Annotated in this window: 12 protein-coding genes and 1 riboswitch; of the genes, 5 read left to right on the forward strand and 7 right to left on the reverse strand. The window is 43.6% G+C overall.

The window, feature by feature from the left end; translation table 11 throughout:
- Positions 1–54 precede the first annotated feature (54 nt).
- On the forward strand, positions 55–1,338 hold the full coding sequence (locus DFQ12_RS11345; RefSeq protein ID WP_120259027.1) for a TolC family protein: 1,284 nt from the start codon (positions 55–57) through the stop codon (positions 1,336–1,338).
- A gap of 5 nt (positions 1,339–1,343) precedes the next feature.
- Here the strand turns inward: DFQ12_RS11345 and DFQ12_RS11350 are convergent, their stop codons facing one another.
- The 3 genes from DFQ12_RS11350 to DFQ12_RS11360 are packed head-to-tail and all read right to left on the reverse strand — an operon-like array spanning position 1,344 to position 5,364.
- Positions 1,344–2,921 carry an MFS transporter gene (locus DFQ12_RS11350; protein ID WP_120259028.1) on the reverse strand — a complete coding sequence of 526 codons (1,578 nt, stop codon included), beginning with the start codon at positions 2,919–2,921 and terminating at the stop codon, positions 1,344–1,346.
- Positions 2,922–2,923: 2 nt separating this feature from the next.
- On the reverse strand, positions 2,924–3,982 hold the full coding sequence (locus tag DFQ12_RS11355; RefSeq protein ID WP_120259029.1) for an HlyD family secretion protein: 1,059 nt from the start codon (positions 3,980–3,982) through the stop codon (positions 2,924–2,926).
- Positions 3,982–5,364: a TolC family protein gene (locus DFQ12_RS11360; protein WP_167457243.1), complete on the reverse strand. Its 1,383-nt coding sequence runs from the start codon at positions 5,362–5,364 to the stop codon at positions 3,982–3,984. The genes DFQ12_RS11355 and DFQ12_RS11360 overlap by 1 nt, the downstream gene beginning before the upstream one ends.
- Before the next feature lie 172 nt (positions 5,365–5,536).
- Here DFQ12_RS11360 and DFQ12_RS11365 point away from each other — a divergent pair, with 172 nt between their 5' ends.
- The 3 genes from DFQ12_RS11365 to DFQ12_RS11375 all read left to right on the forward strand — a co-directional run bounded on the left by DFQ12_RS11365 (position 5,537) and on the right by DFQ12_RS11375 (position 8,765).
- Entirely contained in the window at positions 5,537–6,829 is a 1,293-nt protein-coding gene (locus tag DFQ12_RS11365) for a serine hydrolase domain-containing protein (protein ID WP_120259031.1), read from the forward strand.
- Between the two features lie 102 nt (positions 6,830–6,931).
- Positions 6,932–7,303 (forward strand): BlaI/MecI/CopY family transcriptional regulator, encoded by a 372-nt coding sequence (locus tag DFQ12_RS11370; RefSeq protein WP_120259032.1) that lies wholly within the window; start codon positions 6,932–6,934, stop codon positions 7,301–7,303.
- A complete protein-coding gene (locus tag DFQ12_RS11375; RefSeq protein WP_167457244.1) occupies positions 7,296–8,765 on the forward strand; it encodes an N-acetylmuramoyl-L-alanine amidase in 1,470 nt (489 codons plus the stop codon). The genes DFQ12_RS11370 and DFQ12_RS11375 overlap by 8 nt, the downstream gene beginning before the upstream one ends.
- A gap of 60 nt (positions 8,766–8,825) precedes the next feature.
- On the opposite strand, the gene DFQ12_RS11380 is transcribed toward DFQ12_RS11375, so the two are convergent.
- Positions 8,826–9,590: a DUF3050 domain-containing protein gene (locus DFQ12_RS11380; protein ID WP_120259034.1), complete on the reverse strand. Its 765-nt coding sequence runs from the start codon at positions 9,588–9,590 to the stop codon at positions 8,826–8,828.
- 210 nt (positions 9,591–9,800) lie between these two features.
- Positions 9,801–9,894, forward strand: a riboswitch (SAM-I-IV-variant riboswitch).
- A 67-nt stretch (positions 9,895–9,961) separates the two neighbouring features.
- Between DFQ12_RS11380 and DFQ12_RS11385 the strand changes: the two genes are divergently transcribed.
- Entirely contained in the window at positions 9,962–10,228 is a 267-nt protein-coding gene (locus tag DFQ12_RS11385; protein ID WP_120259035.1) for a 5-oxoprolinase, read from the forward strand.
- A gap of 160 nt (positions 10,229–10,388) precedes the next feature.
- Here DFQ12_RS11385 and DFQ12_RS11390 read toward each other — a convergent pair whose 3' ends face one another.
- From DFQ12_RS11390 to DFQ12_RS11400, 3 genes are all read right to left on the reverse strand, one after another.
- A complete protein-coding gene (locus DFQ12_RS11390) occupies positions 10,389–12,740 on the reverse strand; it encodes a glycoside hydrolase family 95 protein (protein ID WP_120259036.1) in 2,352 nt (783 codons plus the stop codon).
- Positions 12,741–12,746: 6 nt separating this feature from the next.
- A complete protein-coding gene (locus DFQ12_RS11395; RefSeq protein WP_120259037.1) occupies positions 12,747–14,732 on the reverse strand; it encodes a sialate O-acetylesterase in 1,986 nt (661 codons plus the stop codon).
- 97 nt (positions 14,733–14,829) lie between these two features.
- Positions 14,830–17,028, reverse strand: a complete 2,199-nt coding sequence (locus DFQ12_RS11400; protein WP_244211717.1) for an alpha-galactosidase — start codon at positions 17,026–17,028, stop codon at positions 14,830–14,832.
- Between the last annotated feature and the right edge of the window lie 12 nt (positions 17,029–17,040).

The raw sequence follows: 17,040 nt of genomic DNA on the forward strand, positions 1-17,040 counted from the left end.
TTCTGTTTAAAGCAATACAGCTGCTTTAAACAGAATGATCAAGATAAAATTTCGATGAAAACACAGATCAGACTTCTTCTTTCCTTTATGCTGCTCATTGGAAATGCTGCTGCACAAACAATAGACTCAACTTTTACCCACAAAAATTTGGACTACAGCAGCTTTATTGCCCAGGTTGGAAAGAACAACCTCGGTTACGCCGCTGAAAAGTTCAACCTTTCAATCGCCGAGGCGAATATCATCAGTGCCGGTATCTTCCCCGATCCCGAATTCACCGTAGGGCTCTTTGACAATAGCGAAAGAATCAAACAACTCGGGCGAGGTTATACCGCCGGATTGAGCTGGACGGTAGAATTGGGGGCAAAACGGCAGGCACGTCGCCAGGTTGCAAAGGATGAGGCCGAAACCACCCGTCTCTTATTCGAAGACTATTTCCGAAATCTACGTGCCGATGCCACCCTTGCTTTTTTATCAGCAAGGTACAACCAGCAATTGGCAGCAACCTATCGCAGTTCCTATCAACAACTCGCTCAGCTCGCCAGCTCAGACAGTATACGTTATCAACTAGGCGCTATTCCACAAATTGACTACCGCCAGTCAAAATTGGAAGCCGCCCATATGCGCAATACGCTTTCGGCAGCCGAAGCGACAGCCAATTCCTCCCTAGCAGGGTTATCACTGCTTATGGGGGATAAGAGCCCCATTCTTTGGCTACCACAAGGATCTGATGTTTCTTTTGATCGCAACTTTTCATTAAGTACATTGCTATCAACCGCAGTACGAGAGCGTGCTGATCTTAAGGCTGCGCTACAAAACAAACAGCTCTCCCATAGTCTGCTCCAGCTGGCAAAGGCAAACCGTGTGTTAGATCTCGGTATTTCCATCGGCTTTACCTACAATGGTGAGGCCAGAAATGAAACCGCACCGACACCACAGTTTAATGCCATCAATGCCGGCCTAGCCATACCACTAAAATTTTCCAATTTTAATAAAGGCGAGCTGAAATCTGCTCAGTTCAAAATTGAGCAAGACGAATTGATCTATCAAGATGCAGCATTACGCATCCAGACTGAGGTGAATCAAGCTTATATGCAATATAAAGCCACTCAAAAACAGGTACTGCAATTTAATAATACGATGCTGCTCGAAGCAAAAGCAATCCTGGAAGGAAAGATCTACAGTTACAATCGGGGCGAAACCGCCCTGCTGGAAGTGATCAACGCACAACGCTCCTACAATGACACCCAACTTGCTTACAATGAAGCGCGCTACAATTATGCGGTCGCATTGGTGGAATTACAACGTGCTGCAGCCACTTGGGATATTGATCAATTGTGACACCGTTATACCGGTGAAATCTGATTCTTTTTAAGCTTCTTATACATGCTTTTCAAGGAAGGGGAAATCAGTATCAGCAGCAAGATGCTGATACTGATTATGGACATCAATTCATAGTAGTCCATGCCATACCGGACGAAAGACTGTATATTAACCCGCTCGCTGATGAGCTTCAATCCCGCGGCATGCTCCTTGTATTGTAATCCATGTTGCAATACCCTGTGAGATTCCCGCTGAATATAGTCTTCAAATATCAGATTGCCTGATTGCAGCTGATCCCGAAAAACCTCCCGGTGCTGGGCATGTTCAAATAATTTAAAGAAATTCTGCAGACCGATACTACTGGTATAGCCCAGGTAACGGACGGCCAAACAAGCTGCCGCCGCTGAAGCTCCCAGATGAGGGCGTACACTGGCAATCACAAATAAGATTGTTGGCACCATGATCAGACCGACACCTAGCCCATGCAATACCAACGGCAACCAGAAGTGATCTTCATTGCCCTCACTTTCAAATGAAAAAAACATATATTGGTGAAAGGCCAGCAGGCAACAGTAGCCAACAATCCAGATCCATTTCACTGTGCACCGTTTTAATAACCAGTAGAAGGATAACATAACACCACATACAATCCCGAGGATATTAAACCATTGAATATAGGAAAGGTGAATGGGATCCAGGCGGATGACCTGTAGAAAATACTGATTGGAGATCGCCAGCGAAAACCGTTCGATATACATCATATACAGGACCAAGATTCCGAACAGGAATTTTCTATTTCCAAAGATGGACAGCTCAATATAAACACGTTTGATTGCTTTCTGCCTCATGATAAACAGACCCAACAATAAAATTCCACCGAGCAATACGATCAGCATAGAACTGTCCGAAAACCAATAAAGTTCCTGCCCATAGACCATCAGATAACCGAAGCTTATCACAGTCAAGCTGTAAAGGACAAAACTGGCCCAGTCCAGGGAAAATAAAGGGTACGGTCGATTATGCCGGATGGGTTTCATTGTGACGATGATCAGTAGTAGCCCCGGTACAAAAGATAAGGCAGCATACAGGTAAAGTTCATCAAAGTTAAATGAATCTATAAATTCCGCTGTCACAAACGTATTGAAAGGCGAGCTACAGAGCAGCATACCAAAAAATATGGCATAACTTCCCTCCTTGGCCCTTTCCGTTTTCAGTCGGGAAAATATCATGGATATGGAGAGATTGACAGCCGATGCGAACAGCATGCCCTGAAAAAAGCGTAAGCCATATATCCAACTGATCTCGTTAATGCGATACATCAGGTAACAATTGAGCAGCTGTAAGAGATTGAAAATGATGTAGTACTGTTTGACCGGGAAATACTGAAAAAAGCGACGTTCCAGGACGTAGAATCCGACAAATCCCGCATAGAAAAGAATAATGAGGAATTGAACATCACTGGGCTGTGCACCGTAGAACCCCGCGGTGACATTGACATTGGCACCGGGCAGAAAAAACAAGACCATGCTTGGCATCAATCCGCTGAATAAAATCAGCTTAATCAGCCATTCAGGTACCCAGTCTTTGAAGATCCCTTTCACTGTTATTGATTTTTTGAGACCGAAACATTGACATTCATTCCTGAGAGTAATTTTGCAGTTCCCTTATCCCTATCCAGTTCGATACGAACTGGAACCCGCTGTACGATCTTCACAAAATTACCAGTCGCATTGTCCGGTGGAAGCAATGAAAAAGAAGATCCTGTTGCTGGCGAAATAGAAATTATCTTTCCATAGAATGTTTCATCCGGGTAGGCATCCGCAACAACCTCTACACGCCCACCAAGGTTGAGATAACGCAATTGCGTTTCCTTAAAGTTGGCTGTCACCCAAGTTGGTGTCTCTGCATTGACAATAAATCCCAACACCTCGCCCGGATTTACCATCTGTCCCTTTTCAATGCTACGTTTCCCTACCCGACCATCATAGGGAGCCCGGATTACGGTATATCCTACATCAAGATGCTTTCGGTTTGCTGCAGCTGACAACCGTGCTTTCTCCGCATTGATCACCCCCTTTTTCACATCAACATCATTCACCCGATCCCGCGATGCCTCCAACTTATGCTGTAATGCGGCAAGTTCACTTTTGTACACCTCCAGTGTGGCTTTTATATCTTCCAGTTGCTGCGCCGTAGCAGATTTTTCATCAAACAGAAACTTATAGCGATCGTATTCCAGTTGCTGCTTCGTCATCCGCGCTTCGGCAGCAGCAATGGATTTTTCCAACGATTCATGTTCGGCCTGCAATATTTCCTTTTGGCTGCCCAGCACACTGATTTCCGCATTTTCTTTGTTTATCGAAGCCGAAGCTTGCTCAGCTTCATATTTGTATTCCCGATTGTCGATTAGTAGTAAGGTATCGCCGCGCTTGACCGATTGATGATCTTTAAAGTGAACCGAAACAATGTAACCACCCACACGGGAGATAATGGGATTAATATACTGGGTCACTTGTGCATCATTGGTATAGGTATACCGGATGCGCAGCCAGAGTATCCTTCCGCCCCATAATAAAAGTGCCAACAAAGCAATCCCAGCCAACCAATTGGTGATTCTGGTCAATTGTACATCGGTCATTGACCGGCCTGATTTAGGTTTCATTAGATAGTACCCTTCAAAAATTCAATAAAATAATAATGTTTCTGTATCGCGATCCGGGCGGATTCCAGATCAAAATTTGTCTTGAGGCATTGCATATCTGCATCCAATAGATCCGTAATCAGCGCCGAAGACTTGAAATACCTATTTTTTATAATACGGGCATTTTCTTTGGCCAGCGTTAGATTTTTTTGGCAGACAGCCTGTTGTTCCAGTGCTAGATTATAATCCAGATAAGCCTGCAACAGTTCATTTTCCACCACTTCCTCCTCATGATGGTGTTTGACCTCCTCTCGCTTTAGTGCGACTTGAGCTCCCCGGACAATATTTTTATTGAGGTACAATGCAGATATTGGGATGTTCAATTTAAGTCCTACGATATTTAAATTGTACCAGCTCCCATTATATGGATATAGAAATACCTGTGGATTCGCAAAAGTAAATGTATTGGTCAGGCCTAGTGCGGGCAGGTAGTTTGACTTCGCCTGTTTGATACTTAGTTTTTTCAACGCAACTTCCTGTTCGGATTTCAGCAGTATAAAAGCTTGTTGTTTGGCAACGGCAACGATTTCTGCATAGTTCAGCGGATGACTTTCCATCGTGGCACACATCGGGATAATTTCCTGTCGTATACCAGCGATCAGCTGCAATTTTTGGTTGATGATCTTGATATCATTAGCGATCTGTATCAAAAGCAGTTCACGCTTGGACAATTCGAGGGAAATCCTTAAGACATCACTATGCAGCACAACACCGGCTGTATAACGGTGTTCGATCTCTTTCAATTGTGTCCGCTGATCTTTGATATCCTGCTCGATCAGCAATTTATTGCGATAGGCTAAATCCAGATCCAGAAACAAGTTACAGATCTCCAGCTTGATCTGTGCCGTGGAACTTTTCCAATCAATGTTGGCAAGTTCCATTTCGAGCTTTTTTGATTCGATTTTCATAAGATCCCGATGGCCGTTGTAGAGGTTCAGGTAGAAATCGAGTCCGGTATCATACAGATAATGGATAACATCGTGTTGTGATGGTTTGGCAAATATCCCTTGATCGTAGACCGGCATATTGCTCGCATAACTAGCAGAAGCCCTGACACCGATTTTCGGAAGCAATTCCATCCGTTGCTGCCGCAGGGCTATTCCTTTTTCCTGTAATTGCAAATGCGACTGTTCGATATACTTACTGTTTTGCAACGACTTACTGATCAGATCAGCGAGTGAGGTGCGTAGCGAGTCCTGGGCCTGCGTTTCTAAAACCGAGCATACAAGTACCACGATGGTGCCCATTGCTTTTGCCCAATACGGCGAAAAAAAGTTCAATGTCTTTCTGTTATTTTTTTGCGTTGCAAACTTAGACACTAATTGGAAAATGAATTTCTTCACAAACGCCAATATGTTATGTAAAAAAGACATTTTTTGATCAATTTCAAATAAAAGATCAAAATCTGCCAAAAACAGAGGCAAGAAAGAAAACAATAAGATCGCTTTGCTTATTATACCTATATACTATTCACAGTAGCTATCGCGCTTATATCGTTTACATGCCAAATTGATTATGAAAAAAGCCATCTTATTACTTCCATTACTTCTGATACAAATGAGCCAGGCACAAGAATTTCCATCCGCAGTGGATTCTGATCCCAGCAAACTGGGATGGATGACGGGATTTCCGCCACCACAGGATCGAATTATTTCAGCATTGGACGGTACATTTTTTAAGTTTCCGGCATTGCGTTACAGTGTTTGCCATATGCGTGAATTCTTTCCGTCGAAAGTCGTCCCTTCCGACCCCATCAACCGTTATTCTTTTTCCACTGCTGAGGATTCTGCCATTGATGCCTTGAGTTTTCAACCTCTTGGAGATGAAAAGTCTATCAGTTGGGCGGAATCTCTTTTAAAAAATTATACTGATGGTATCCTTATTCTTCATAAAGGGCGTATTATCTACGAAAAATATTTTGGTGCATTGACCCAGAATGGCAGGCATGCTGCTATGTCCGTCAGCAAAACATTAACCGGCACGCTAGCTGCTCAACTGATTGCTGAAGGCGTTTTGGATGAAAACAAATACTGCCGGGATTACATTCCCGAACTTGCACATTCCGCCTTTGGCGATGCAACAATACGTCAGGTACTGGACATGACAACAGGCCTGGAGTTCAGTGAGGACTATGCTGACCCCAAAGCAGAAATATGGGCCTTCTCCAAAGCAGGAGATCCCTTCCACTTCCAACGAAGTCCTGATGAACCGGCAAACTACTTTGATTACTTAAAGACGGTTAAGAAAAAAGGTCAACATGGAGACGCATTCGGCTATAAAACAGTCAATACAGACGTTATGGGCTGGATAATTTCTCGGGTATTAAACAAGCCCTTGTCACAAGTCCTTTCCGAAAAAATTTGGCAGCCCTTGGGAACCAATTTTGATGCCTACTATCTGATTGATGGTGCTGGAATATGCTTTGCGGGCGGAGGACTCACGACCAACCTCCGCGACATGGCCATGTTTGGTGAGATGGTGCGCAATAAGGGTTATTTTAACGGAAAACAGATCCTCGCGAAGGAAGTAATTGAATCCATCCGCTCTGGCGGAAGCCAGGCTGCTTTCGCAAAAGCCGGTTATACCAATCTAAAGCAGTGGAGTTATAAAAACATGTGGTGGGTAAGCCATAATGTCGATGGAGCCTTCTGTGCACGTGGCGTCCATGGACAGACCGTCTATATCGATCCCAAAGCAGAAATGGTTATCGTCCGATTTGCCTCTCATCCCCTGGCATCTAATTCAGCCAACGATGGATACTCCCTACCCGCTTATCAGGCGGTGGCCGACTACCTATTAAAAAAATAAAATCACTAATAATCAACACATTATAGTTAATCAACTTATTTCTCAGTTTTAAAACTGAAAAATAAGTTGATTAACTGAAAAATAAGTTATAGCTTTATAACTATGGAAGAATTAACAAAAAAAGAAGAAGAAGTTATGCATGCTGTATGGAAATTAAAGCAGGCTTTTGTCAAAGATATTATTGAATATATGGATCCGACACAAACAACGCCTTATAATACCATATCATCCATTGTACGGATTTTAGAGAAAAAAGGGTATGTGGGTTTCAATTCCTATGGAAAGACTTACCAATATTATCCGCTGATCTCCAAGATGCAATACCGAAAGTTTTTCTTTTCGCGTGTCATGAACAAGTATTTTGATGATTCTGTCGAAAATCTGGTATCATTCATTGTCAAGGAACAAAAAATCAGCGAAACAGACATCGAGAAAATCAAGGAAATTATCAATAAAAGTAAAGAAGATGAATAACCTATTTTCCTATAGCATAGAGGCCAATATCAGTTTACTTATTTTAGTCTCGCTCTTTGTCCTGGCTTTTCGGCAGCTTTCATTTTTTCGTTGGAACCGGCTTTTGCTTATTGCGTTGGTGAGCTTTTGTGCGCTGGCTCCTCTTCTTAAATTTAAGACTGATTATGTCAAATTAATCGATTCCAAAACAAATTCAAATCAGGAAATACAGTCGCCAGAGCAGCTGGGTTATTCCAATGTCCCTTTTTTGAGCGAACCCGAAGAACAGCTCAATCTATGGGACCGAATGGAGTTTAAAAAAATACTTGCTTATGCTTACTTATTGATCGCCATCTTCTTTCTGACACGATTAGTTTATCACAGCTTAAAGCTCGTATGCTGTTTAAAGAAGATGAATTTTCAGGAGCATCAGGGAATTAAAGTAATCCCGCCGTTTAATCGCTTCAATAATTGTTCGATCTTTCATTATATCGTTATGGATAAAAGCGCACTTGAAAGTCCCGAAGGCAAGCTCATCTTTGCCCACGAGGCACAGCATATTTTAAAAGGACATGCCTGGGACAAATTATACATCGAGCTGATGTGCTGCATCTTCTGGATAAACCCCGCCATTTATTGGGTTCGGAAAGAACTGCATCGCCTACATGAATTTCAGGTCGATATAGCGGTGGCTGAATACTATGGAAAGACCAATTATGCGAGCTTCCTGCTGAATATGACACAACAAAATCAACAATTAGATTATATGCAAAGTAGAATTTTAAAAAACCAAAATGAATTGGTAGAACGCATCGACAGGTTGATGCGAAATCTATCACCACGCACGAAAGGTTATCAGTATCTGCTGTTTGTTCCTTGTATATTCGTGTTAATTGTCTCTTTTTCTTTTATTAATCCTCCGAAAGAAAAGATCTCCACTACTAGCGCTGTCAAAAATAGCGCAAAGACCATTGTTCTGGATCCGGGACATGGTGGCAAAGATAGTGGTGCCACCAACAGCAAGGGCCTCAAAGAGAAAGATCTCACTTTGCAGGCTTGTAAGATGATTCAAAATGAACTTGAAAAAGAAGGTTTTCAGGTTGTATTGACCCATTCGAAAGACGAATTTATGATGCTCAAAGACCGTGCGGCCTTTACTGGTGACGCGTTAATTTCTATTCATTTTGACATTGATCCTTCAAACGCTAAGCAGCCAATCGGTCTACGGTATCCAAAAGCTGCTGAACTACCCAAGATACAGAATCAAAGCCGAGAACTTGCGTTCCGTCTCACACAAAATTTAAAAAATCAAGGATTAAGCACGCAAAAACCGGTTGAAAGCCATAATCATGCGATCTTACGGGGAGCAAAAATACCAGCGCTCATTGTTAGCTTAGGGAATATGAATACCTTTTCCAACACATTGGATCCACAATTTATCAGCGCTTTTACCCAAGCCCTAAAAACGTCTCTGTCGGAATAGTTTTCCGTAAAATTATCAGATCAATTCTTTTTACAAAGAAGCCAAACAATAGAAGATTCCCTATAGGGAATCTTCTATTGCGTTCCAGAGTTCAATGCGCTTTTGAAGCGCCTCTTTACTGACTATTTTCATTTCTTCCCACTTCTCATCATCCTCTTTGGCCAGATCGCTGATCATCTGCATTGCCAAAGGGCCATGCTCATCACCGTCCAAATCAATATGACGTTGGAAATAGTAGATAAAATTATCTAAGCTCGATTCAGGGAAGTTGGTTTTCAGCTCCTGCAAAATGGAGGTAAACATACCCGGGATAAGATCCTCACGACCAAATGTGAAAGCGGCAGCAATTTTATGTACCTCCCCTTCTTCGATCAATTCGAAAGTAAAATTCAGAAAATCTTTGATCCTTTTATCCAAGGTTGTCAATGCAATGGCATCAAAAATACTTTTGGATTTCTTGGCGTTCACGATAAACTTGTTAACCAGGTGCAGGTCTGCCCCCATTTCACTCATTGCGTCCAGATACATTTCAAAATGGCTCAAACGGCGACCATCAATATATTCGTCGGATTCTTCCGCTAATACAATTTCGTTAATCAGATAGCGTGTCGAAGGATGCTCACTTGCAAACCAAGGCAAAGTTGTACAGGTCAATTTAATCTGCAAAGCTTTTAATAAAGACATAAAATCCCATACAGCGTACACATGCCCTTCGGTAAAAGAACGTAGATTCTTGATCGTTTTGATTTTAGGATACAAGGAGTGTTGCAATAATACCTCGCGTTCGGCAGCAATGTATTCGTTAATTTCCGCAATTCTATTCATGCCGCAAAAGTATTGTCTTATCTCTGTTTTTTAAAGTATTTTCGACGAGATTACAGTAACATGATAAATTATCGGGCAAGCTATCCACTTCATAACCAAACCACAGCCAAAAACCCAAACTCACTTTTGCCGGCCTTAGTCTTCTTATCCACACCCAATTACCAAAAAAACAAAAATATTTTTAATATTAAAAAATAATCTACTATATTTGTAGAGTATTCAGAATTGCATGATGCAATACCAACCGAGTGTAGACACCGCGGTGGTAAATTAATACGGGTTTCGACCAAAATAAACGTTATACAACGATTATTTTTCCCAACAAGATCTGGATACAGTTTATGGTTTAATCCTTTAAATTTTTAAATTGTATGGCTACAACAACAAATCTTTACCAACACTTACTGGAAAAATTCAGCTACTATTCCACAGACGAACTAATACAGCTCAATAACGATACAATCTTGGGACAGGGTTGGGGCTCGGCCAAAGCGACCTTTCGGACAGCGCTGCTCAGTACTTTCTCCAAAAGAGGACTGGATCTATCCAACATCATTTCCAAGGAAGACGGTTTTACCTCAGTGAAGCATGTCCCTGTACGTTTGGAACACAATGTATTGATTCCATTGCAATCTTAAGACAGCAGTCATAGCACTTTCAGCGTAGAAGCACCGACTACCGTCTTGTCTTTTCTGTTTTTCATATTTACATGTAATTGTGAATAACACATGTTTATGCAATGAGATTTTTAAGACAAAAGGATCCCCGGCCTGCAAAAATTGCAGACTAGGGATCCTTTTATTTTTCTTTTGTATGATAGGCGACCCAGTTATGATCTATACATACCTGAAGTTGTTGTGATTTGGGTGAATAAATCTGATAATTCAGTATTTTACCATCTTTCCATTCCATGTCTATGGTATGATTTCCTTTGATGCGCATTCCCCTGACCTGACCTTCTTTTTTCCAGGCTTCAGGGATTGCTGGCAGGAGATACACACTGTCCTTATGCGACTGCACCAGCATCTCAGCGATACCAGCTGCTCCACCAAAATTACCATCAATCTGGAAAGGTGGCCCGGCAGTTAACAAATTTGCATAAACACCGCCCCCAGCGCCATAATTGATATGTGTATCGACACGTGGGGTCATTAGCTGCCGAAATAATTTATAGGCCCGTTCGCCTTCATGCAATCTGGCCCAAAACAGTAGTTTATGGGCAATGGCCCAGCTCGGGCCATCATCTCCTCGTACATTCAGACTCTTTTTAGCGGCTAGCTGCCAGTCTGGATGTTCGTCATAACGGATCAGATAGCCTGGATACAAACCATACAAATGCGAGATATGCCGATGCTGCGGATCAACTTCTTCATAATCTTCGATCCATTCCATGATACGGCCATCTTTGGCTAGCTGCACTGCCGGTGCTAAGCGTTTCAATTGCGCTGAAACCTTCGTTAAAAAAGGATCCGATTGTTTGCCTAACAATGCTGCTGCATGGATGACATTTTCAAATAATTCACGTACGATCTGATTATCTATCGTTGGTCCCATTGTGACGTTTGCCTGGTGGCCATTAGGAAGCTTAAAGGAATTTTCGGGAGATACCGATGGCGAAGTCAACAGCCAACCTTTACCGGGGTATTCAGTCAGGGCGCTGGCGTAAAATTGTGCCGCGCCATAGAGTATTGGGTATATCCGTCGCAGATAGTCCATATCTTCGCTATAAAGGTAATGTTCCCACAGATTATTGCACAGCCAGCCCGAGCCTGCATTTGCAATGCCCCAAGAAGCGGATTCCCCCGGTTCGGTATAGCCCCACACGTTGGTGATCACATGGGCCACCCAGCCCGGAGCGTTATAGTATGCTTTCGCGGTCTTTGCTCCCGGCGCCATAAGGCCTTCCACAAGACTCACCAACGGTTCATTGAGTTCACCCAAATTGGCCGCTCCCAGGTGCCAATGGTTCATTTGCACATTGATATCCAGGTGATAATCCCCATTCCAGGGTGTCTGAATCTGATTTGCCCATAGCCCTTGTAAATTCGGCGGCAGCAGACCTAAACGCGTACTGCTAATACTAAGGTAGCGACCATACTGATAAAATAAGGCTGCCAGCCCCGGATCCTGATCCGGTTCTTTACCGAAAGCCATCAAACGTTGGTCAGTCGGTAAATTATCTTTCGAGCGGCCAAGACTGAGCGACAAACGGTTGAACTTTGTTGAATAGTTTTGTAGATGTTCGGCATATAGCTTGGCATAGGATTTTTTTAAAGCCTTTGTTAAAGTTTCGGTTGTTGTACGCTCAAAATCCTTGCCTTTAAAATCGGTATCTGTCGCCACATAAATCAGTACTTCGTCAGCCTGTTGGATAACAATAGATTGCCCTTGTACAAGCTGTTTTCCACCTTTAACTTGCGCCCGGACACGTGTTTTAAACTGCATACCTTTACCGTCCACACCATTATCCAATTGTCCCATCAAAATGAGCTCGCCATCTTTGGTCGTAGCAGTCGCCCTTTCGGGACGGTCGATCTTGATTGCTAGGTTTATCTGCCCTTTTTTGCTGCTCTGTAAACGAATAACGCCCACATCGTCTGCAAAGCTTGTCCAATATTCCCGTTTATATTTTACGCCTTTGAGCTCATAGCTCGTTTTTACCAGGGCATTTTCAATATCCAGCTCGCGGCGATAGTTTTGTACCGCAGCAATAGCTGTTTTTCCATCAAATGCAAGCGTCAAATTGCCAAGAACTTGATAACAGCCCCATTGCTTACCACCCGATCCCGGGCCTTTACAGATAAAATGTTGGTCAATCAATCCCTGAGCGAGGTCATTTTTCCCGTTTTTGATCAGGTTTCGAATGCTATCCAAGTACCTACTGGCTTCATAATTATTGGCATCCTGAGGGCTTCCCGACCATAGTGTAATATCGTTGAGTACAATATGTTCATTTATTAAGCCACCGTCGGGCATCATACCGATCTTTCCGTTACCTAGGGGCAAGGTCTCCTCCCATTGCTTTGCCGGCTGTCGATACCAAAGTTTGCCCCCCTGCACTTGCCCAAATAACTTGCCTGAAAAAAAGAAAACCATTAGCGTGTAAAGTAACTTACCTTTCCGAAGGTTTATTTTTGATGATCTATTCATGTCCCCTTAGTTTTTTGTCCAGTCATCAGTTCGGAAGGGAGATCCGGGTATCCCGGCGTCATTATACAAAGTCAGGTCTGGGTTATCGGCCCAGCCGTAACGCACTGCCACCGGCGACAGCACTTCTTTGGCAGATACGATCAGCTTATTTCCCACCTGTTTGACCTCAGCGGGGTAAAAGACCTGATCTGCGCCAGCAATGGTAAAACTACCTTTCAGTTTATCCGCATCTTTCAGCACCAGTTTTTTGCCCATGGGGTTAAAGCTGAGCTGCATCTCTGTTCCCTTTGTGATCCAATGTTCGAGGACAGGCCCCGAATAAGGGATCTTCTTTCCATAAAGCTGCGCTGTTGCAATCCAGCCTAGCCTTCTACCGACATCCTGTTTATTTTTTGGATGAATATCCACTGCATCACCGATATCAGCAATAACAGCCATACCTGTGTAAGGCAGTTTGAGCGTTTGCCGCTGCGCCTCTCGTAATCTCGCCCAGGAAGAAGATTGCGGTGCCGACTTCTTCTCCTTATAATTTGCCAATTGCACAAAATAAAAAGGCATCTTTTCGTTGTTCCACTGTTGGCGCCAATCCTGAATCAGCGCTGGCAACAGTTGCTCGTAAGGTGCATCTTTTGAATCAGCATTACTTTCTCCCTGATACCAAATAGCTCCTTTTATTTTAAGATCCACAAAAGGTTTAACCATAGCATTGTAGAGTACAGTCGGTCTATTGGGGCCCTCCATCGCGTTAGGCTTTGCGGGCAGCTTAGTCAGATCATAACCTACTTTGCATTTCCAGTCTCCAACGAGAGAAATCTGCTCCCCATTCGGTCCTTCCAGTCGTGGCTGTTCTGTACCGCCATATATTCCTCCGTCTCCAGCGCCATCAAATACCCGAACGGCAATATGCAACAGGCCGCCATTGTTTGCCGCTGCAGGCACAGTATATTTCCGAATCTGGTTGTAACCGACAGTTTCGCCCACCTTTGTGCCATTGACATAGGTGATATCATTATCGTCTATCGCTCCCAAAATCAACTTGAGGGGTTTACCCTGCCAATGTGCCGGCAGCGCGACGTCTTTGCCAAAATAAACGACACCGTCCATACCCGGAAACAGGTTTTGGTCAAAAAAGCTGGGAATTGTAATCGTAGACCAGGTACTTTTATCCAATTGTGGCGCAAACCACTCGCCCTGCGTTGCTGTCTTCACCTGATCCTGCTGTTCGGCGACGCGATTCCATTCTGCCAAATCCTTCGCATAGACTTCCTCTGCATCTGGGCGTTGGATTTTTTCGATGGCCGCCGTATAGATTGAAAACGGTGTAAGTGCCTCTCGGCTCATCCAGGCTTCAATAATTGTTCCGCCCCAGGAAGAATGGATCAAACCGATGGGGATTCCTGTTTTCTCGTAGATCTCACGTGCAAAAAAATAGGCCGTCGCCGAAAACTCTGGAATACTTTGTGGCGTTACAGGATTCCATCCACCAGACTCCACCTTAACTGCTGTACTAGGTTGATTGGCCGTTGCTTTTGGAATCTGCAAAATGCGAATATTGGGGAAGTTGGCTGCTTTGATTTCCTGCTCGAAGTTATTGATCTTACCCCAACCCGCCAGGGGCATTTCCATATTTGATTGCCCCGAACAGAACCAGACTTCACCGATCAAAATATTATTTAGGATCAATTGATCCCCATCATTGATTGTAATTTGGTAGGGTCCACCGTATTTCGGTGTCTCCAAGAAGACTTGCCATCTCCCCTGTTGATCGACTTCTACCTGATAGTTTTTGTTATTCCAGCTGCTGTTTACGCTAAGTTCCTTGCCTACTGCGGTACTGGTTCCCCAGATCTTGACCTTTTCTTTCTGCTGCAGTACCATATTATCGCCAATAAAGGCAGGCAGCTGTACTTTGGCCTGTAGGGTAGAAAATCCACTGGCAACGCTGAGTAGCAGGGCCAGAAGAGTCCTCTTATACTGTTTAGGTTTTATCATGATTTTTGAGTTTATTGCTCAATTGGGTTTATAAATTTGGCGCATCCGAAGTCCAGACTGTTGGAATCGGAGCTTCGGATGTGCCACAGTTATTTTTTTAAAGTGCCGAGATCTTCAGCAAAACGCTGGTACGGTTGCTATTCAGATCAGGATTCACGCCGACTTTCATCAGGTAATCGCCCGAATAGGTTTGTCCCTGGCCTAAGCTCGACTTGGTTCTCGGATACAAGTTGATCTCCTCCACCCGGTATTGTTTTTGGGCATCTAGTCCTTTTAAACGCACTGGATCCGTTGAACCTATGCCATAACGGTTATTGACCAGATAGTTGAAGATGACAGCTTCTGTTTTTTTGCTATTCACATAGCTCAGGGCGGCAAAGTCACCTTCACGCGGATCGGCCAAACGATACTGATCCCCATGCCAGATTGTTGCTTTAAGCGCCTCGTAATTCTTTACCGCCTGCTGGGAGAATAACAGATCCTGCTCATTCAGGTGACTCACCACAATATCAAAACCCAGTTTGCCCATCATGGCTACATCCGTACGGAATTTGAGGGACTGTTTTCCCCAGTCTGTCACATGGTTTGAGGTACTAATTGCCGGAAAAAAGTACGAATATTCGTACTGCATAAAAATACGTTCCAGGGGATCTGTATTATCCGAAGGCCAGAATTCGGTAAAGTACCGAAGCGCTGCATAGTCCACGCGGCCACCGCCACCCGAACATAACATCATCGGCACCTTTGGATACTTCGCACGAATACGTTCCAACACCTTATAAAGGCCTTCGACATACGAAATATAAAAGGCGCCCTGATCTTTCAGAAATGCGGAATGTGCATTGTATATCACCGCATTACAGTCCCATTTAATGTATGCCAATGCCGGATTTTTGGTAAACAGGTCGTCCAAGATATGAAAAACAAAATCCTGCACCTTGGGATTTGTCAGATCCAGGATTAGCTGATTGCGGAAGTAATGTTCTTCACGCTGCGGCTGTTTAACGACCCAATCCGGATGTTGCTCGTAGAGTTCGGATTTGGGGCTGACCATTTCGGGTTCTACCCAGATACCAAATTTAACACCTTGTTTAGTCGCTTCTTCCACAAGCGTCGCAATACCATTGGGCAATTTTGTGCGGTTAGGTTGCCAATCTCCCAAGCTCGAGTGATCACTATTACGCGGATATTTATTTCCAAACCAGCCATCATCCAATAAAAAAAGGTCTACTCCTAGTTTCTTGGTATCCTGAAGCAGTCCTTTCAATTTTTGCTCATTAAAATCAAAGTAGGTCGCCTCCCAATTATTAAGTAAAGTCAGGCGTTCGCCATTTCCATCCAACAACTGATATTTACGAGCCCAGTTGTGCAAGTTCCGGGAAGCCTCTCCTTTTCCCTTCGTCGATAAGGTATAAATCAATTTGGGCGTTGTAAACTCTTGGTTGCTGGCCAGTTTCACATTGGAAGCATAATTATTTATTCCGGCGATAATACGTAAGTTATTGAGGTAGTCGACTTCAAAATCCACCTTAAAATTTCCGCTATACCCAAGGCTTGCCATCAGGACGGTTCCTTCATCTTCGGATGCCGCCTTGCCCAATGACACCATAAAGGAAGGCGGTTGGAATAAGTTTGCGCGTGTTCCGAGTTTACTGTCCAACACTTTGATGCCGTGCGTCAATGGGGTCTCTTCCACCTGCATTTCTTTTGCCCAGTCGCCATGATACTGCCGCAACCAATACGCTTTTGAGCGCAGGGTCAGGTTGGCCGAAGCAAACTTTTCGAGGGTAACAACTTTTTTTTCTTTATTCTGGATAGTTGCCCACTGCTCAATGATATTTTCATTCGAAAATGATTTGTAGTGTAACACGACGTAAATATCATATACTGGATCTTTCAGCGTGATATCAAGCTGTTTAACATTGGCATCCAGGTCTTTCACCGCATGCTTTTCATAGCGCAAGTCCAGGGAGCGATTACCATCGGCATGGACAAGACTAATGGCAGGTTCCAGTAGATTTTTTGAACCTGAAGGGGTATAAGCCGCATTGGATAGGCCACTATAGTCTGTCAATTGTCTATAACCGCTTGCAATGGTCGCATACTCTTTTGAATCACTCAATTTTTCACCGTAATAGAGCATTTTCAGTGTTTTCGTGGAATCGTACTCCAATACAAGCGCATTTGATCTGGTTTCAATGGGAATCTGTTTGGACTGCGCCTGCACATCCAGATGGACAAGCCCTTGAGTCATCAAGAGCCCGAGTACAACATGTTTAAAATGATGGGTTGGCATATATAAATAGAT

This window comes from Sphingobacterium detergens (assembly GCF_003610355.1).
In the GTDB taxonomy this organism is placed as follows: domain Bacteria; phylum Bacteroidota; class Bacteroidia; order Sphingobacteriales; family Sphingobacteriaceae; genus Sphingobacterium; species Sphingobacterium detergens.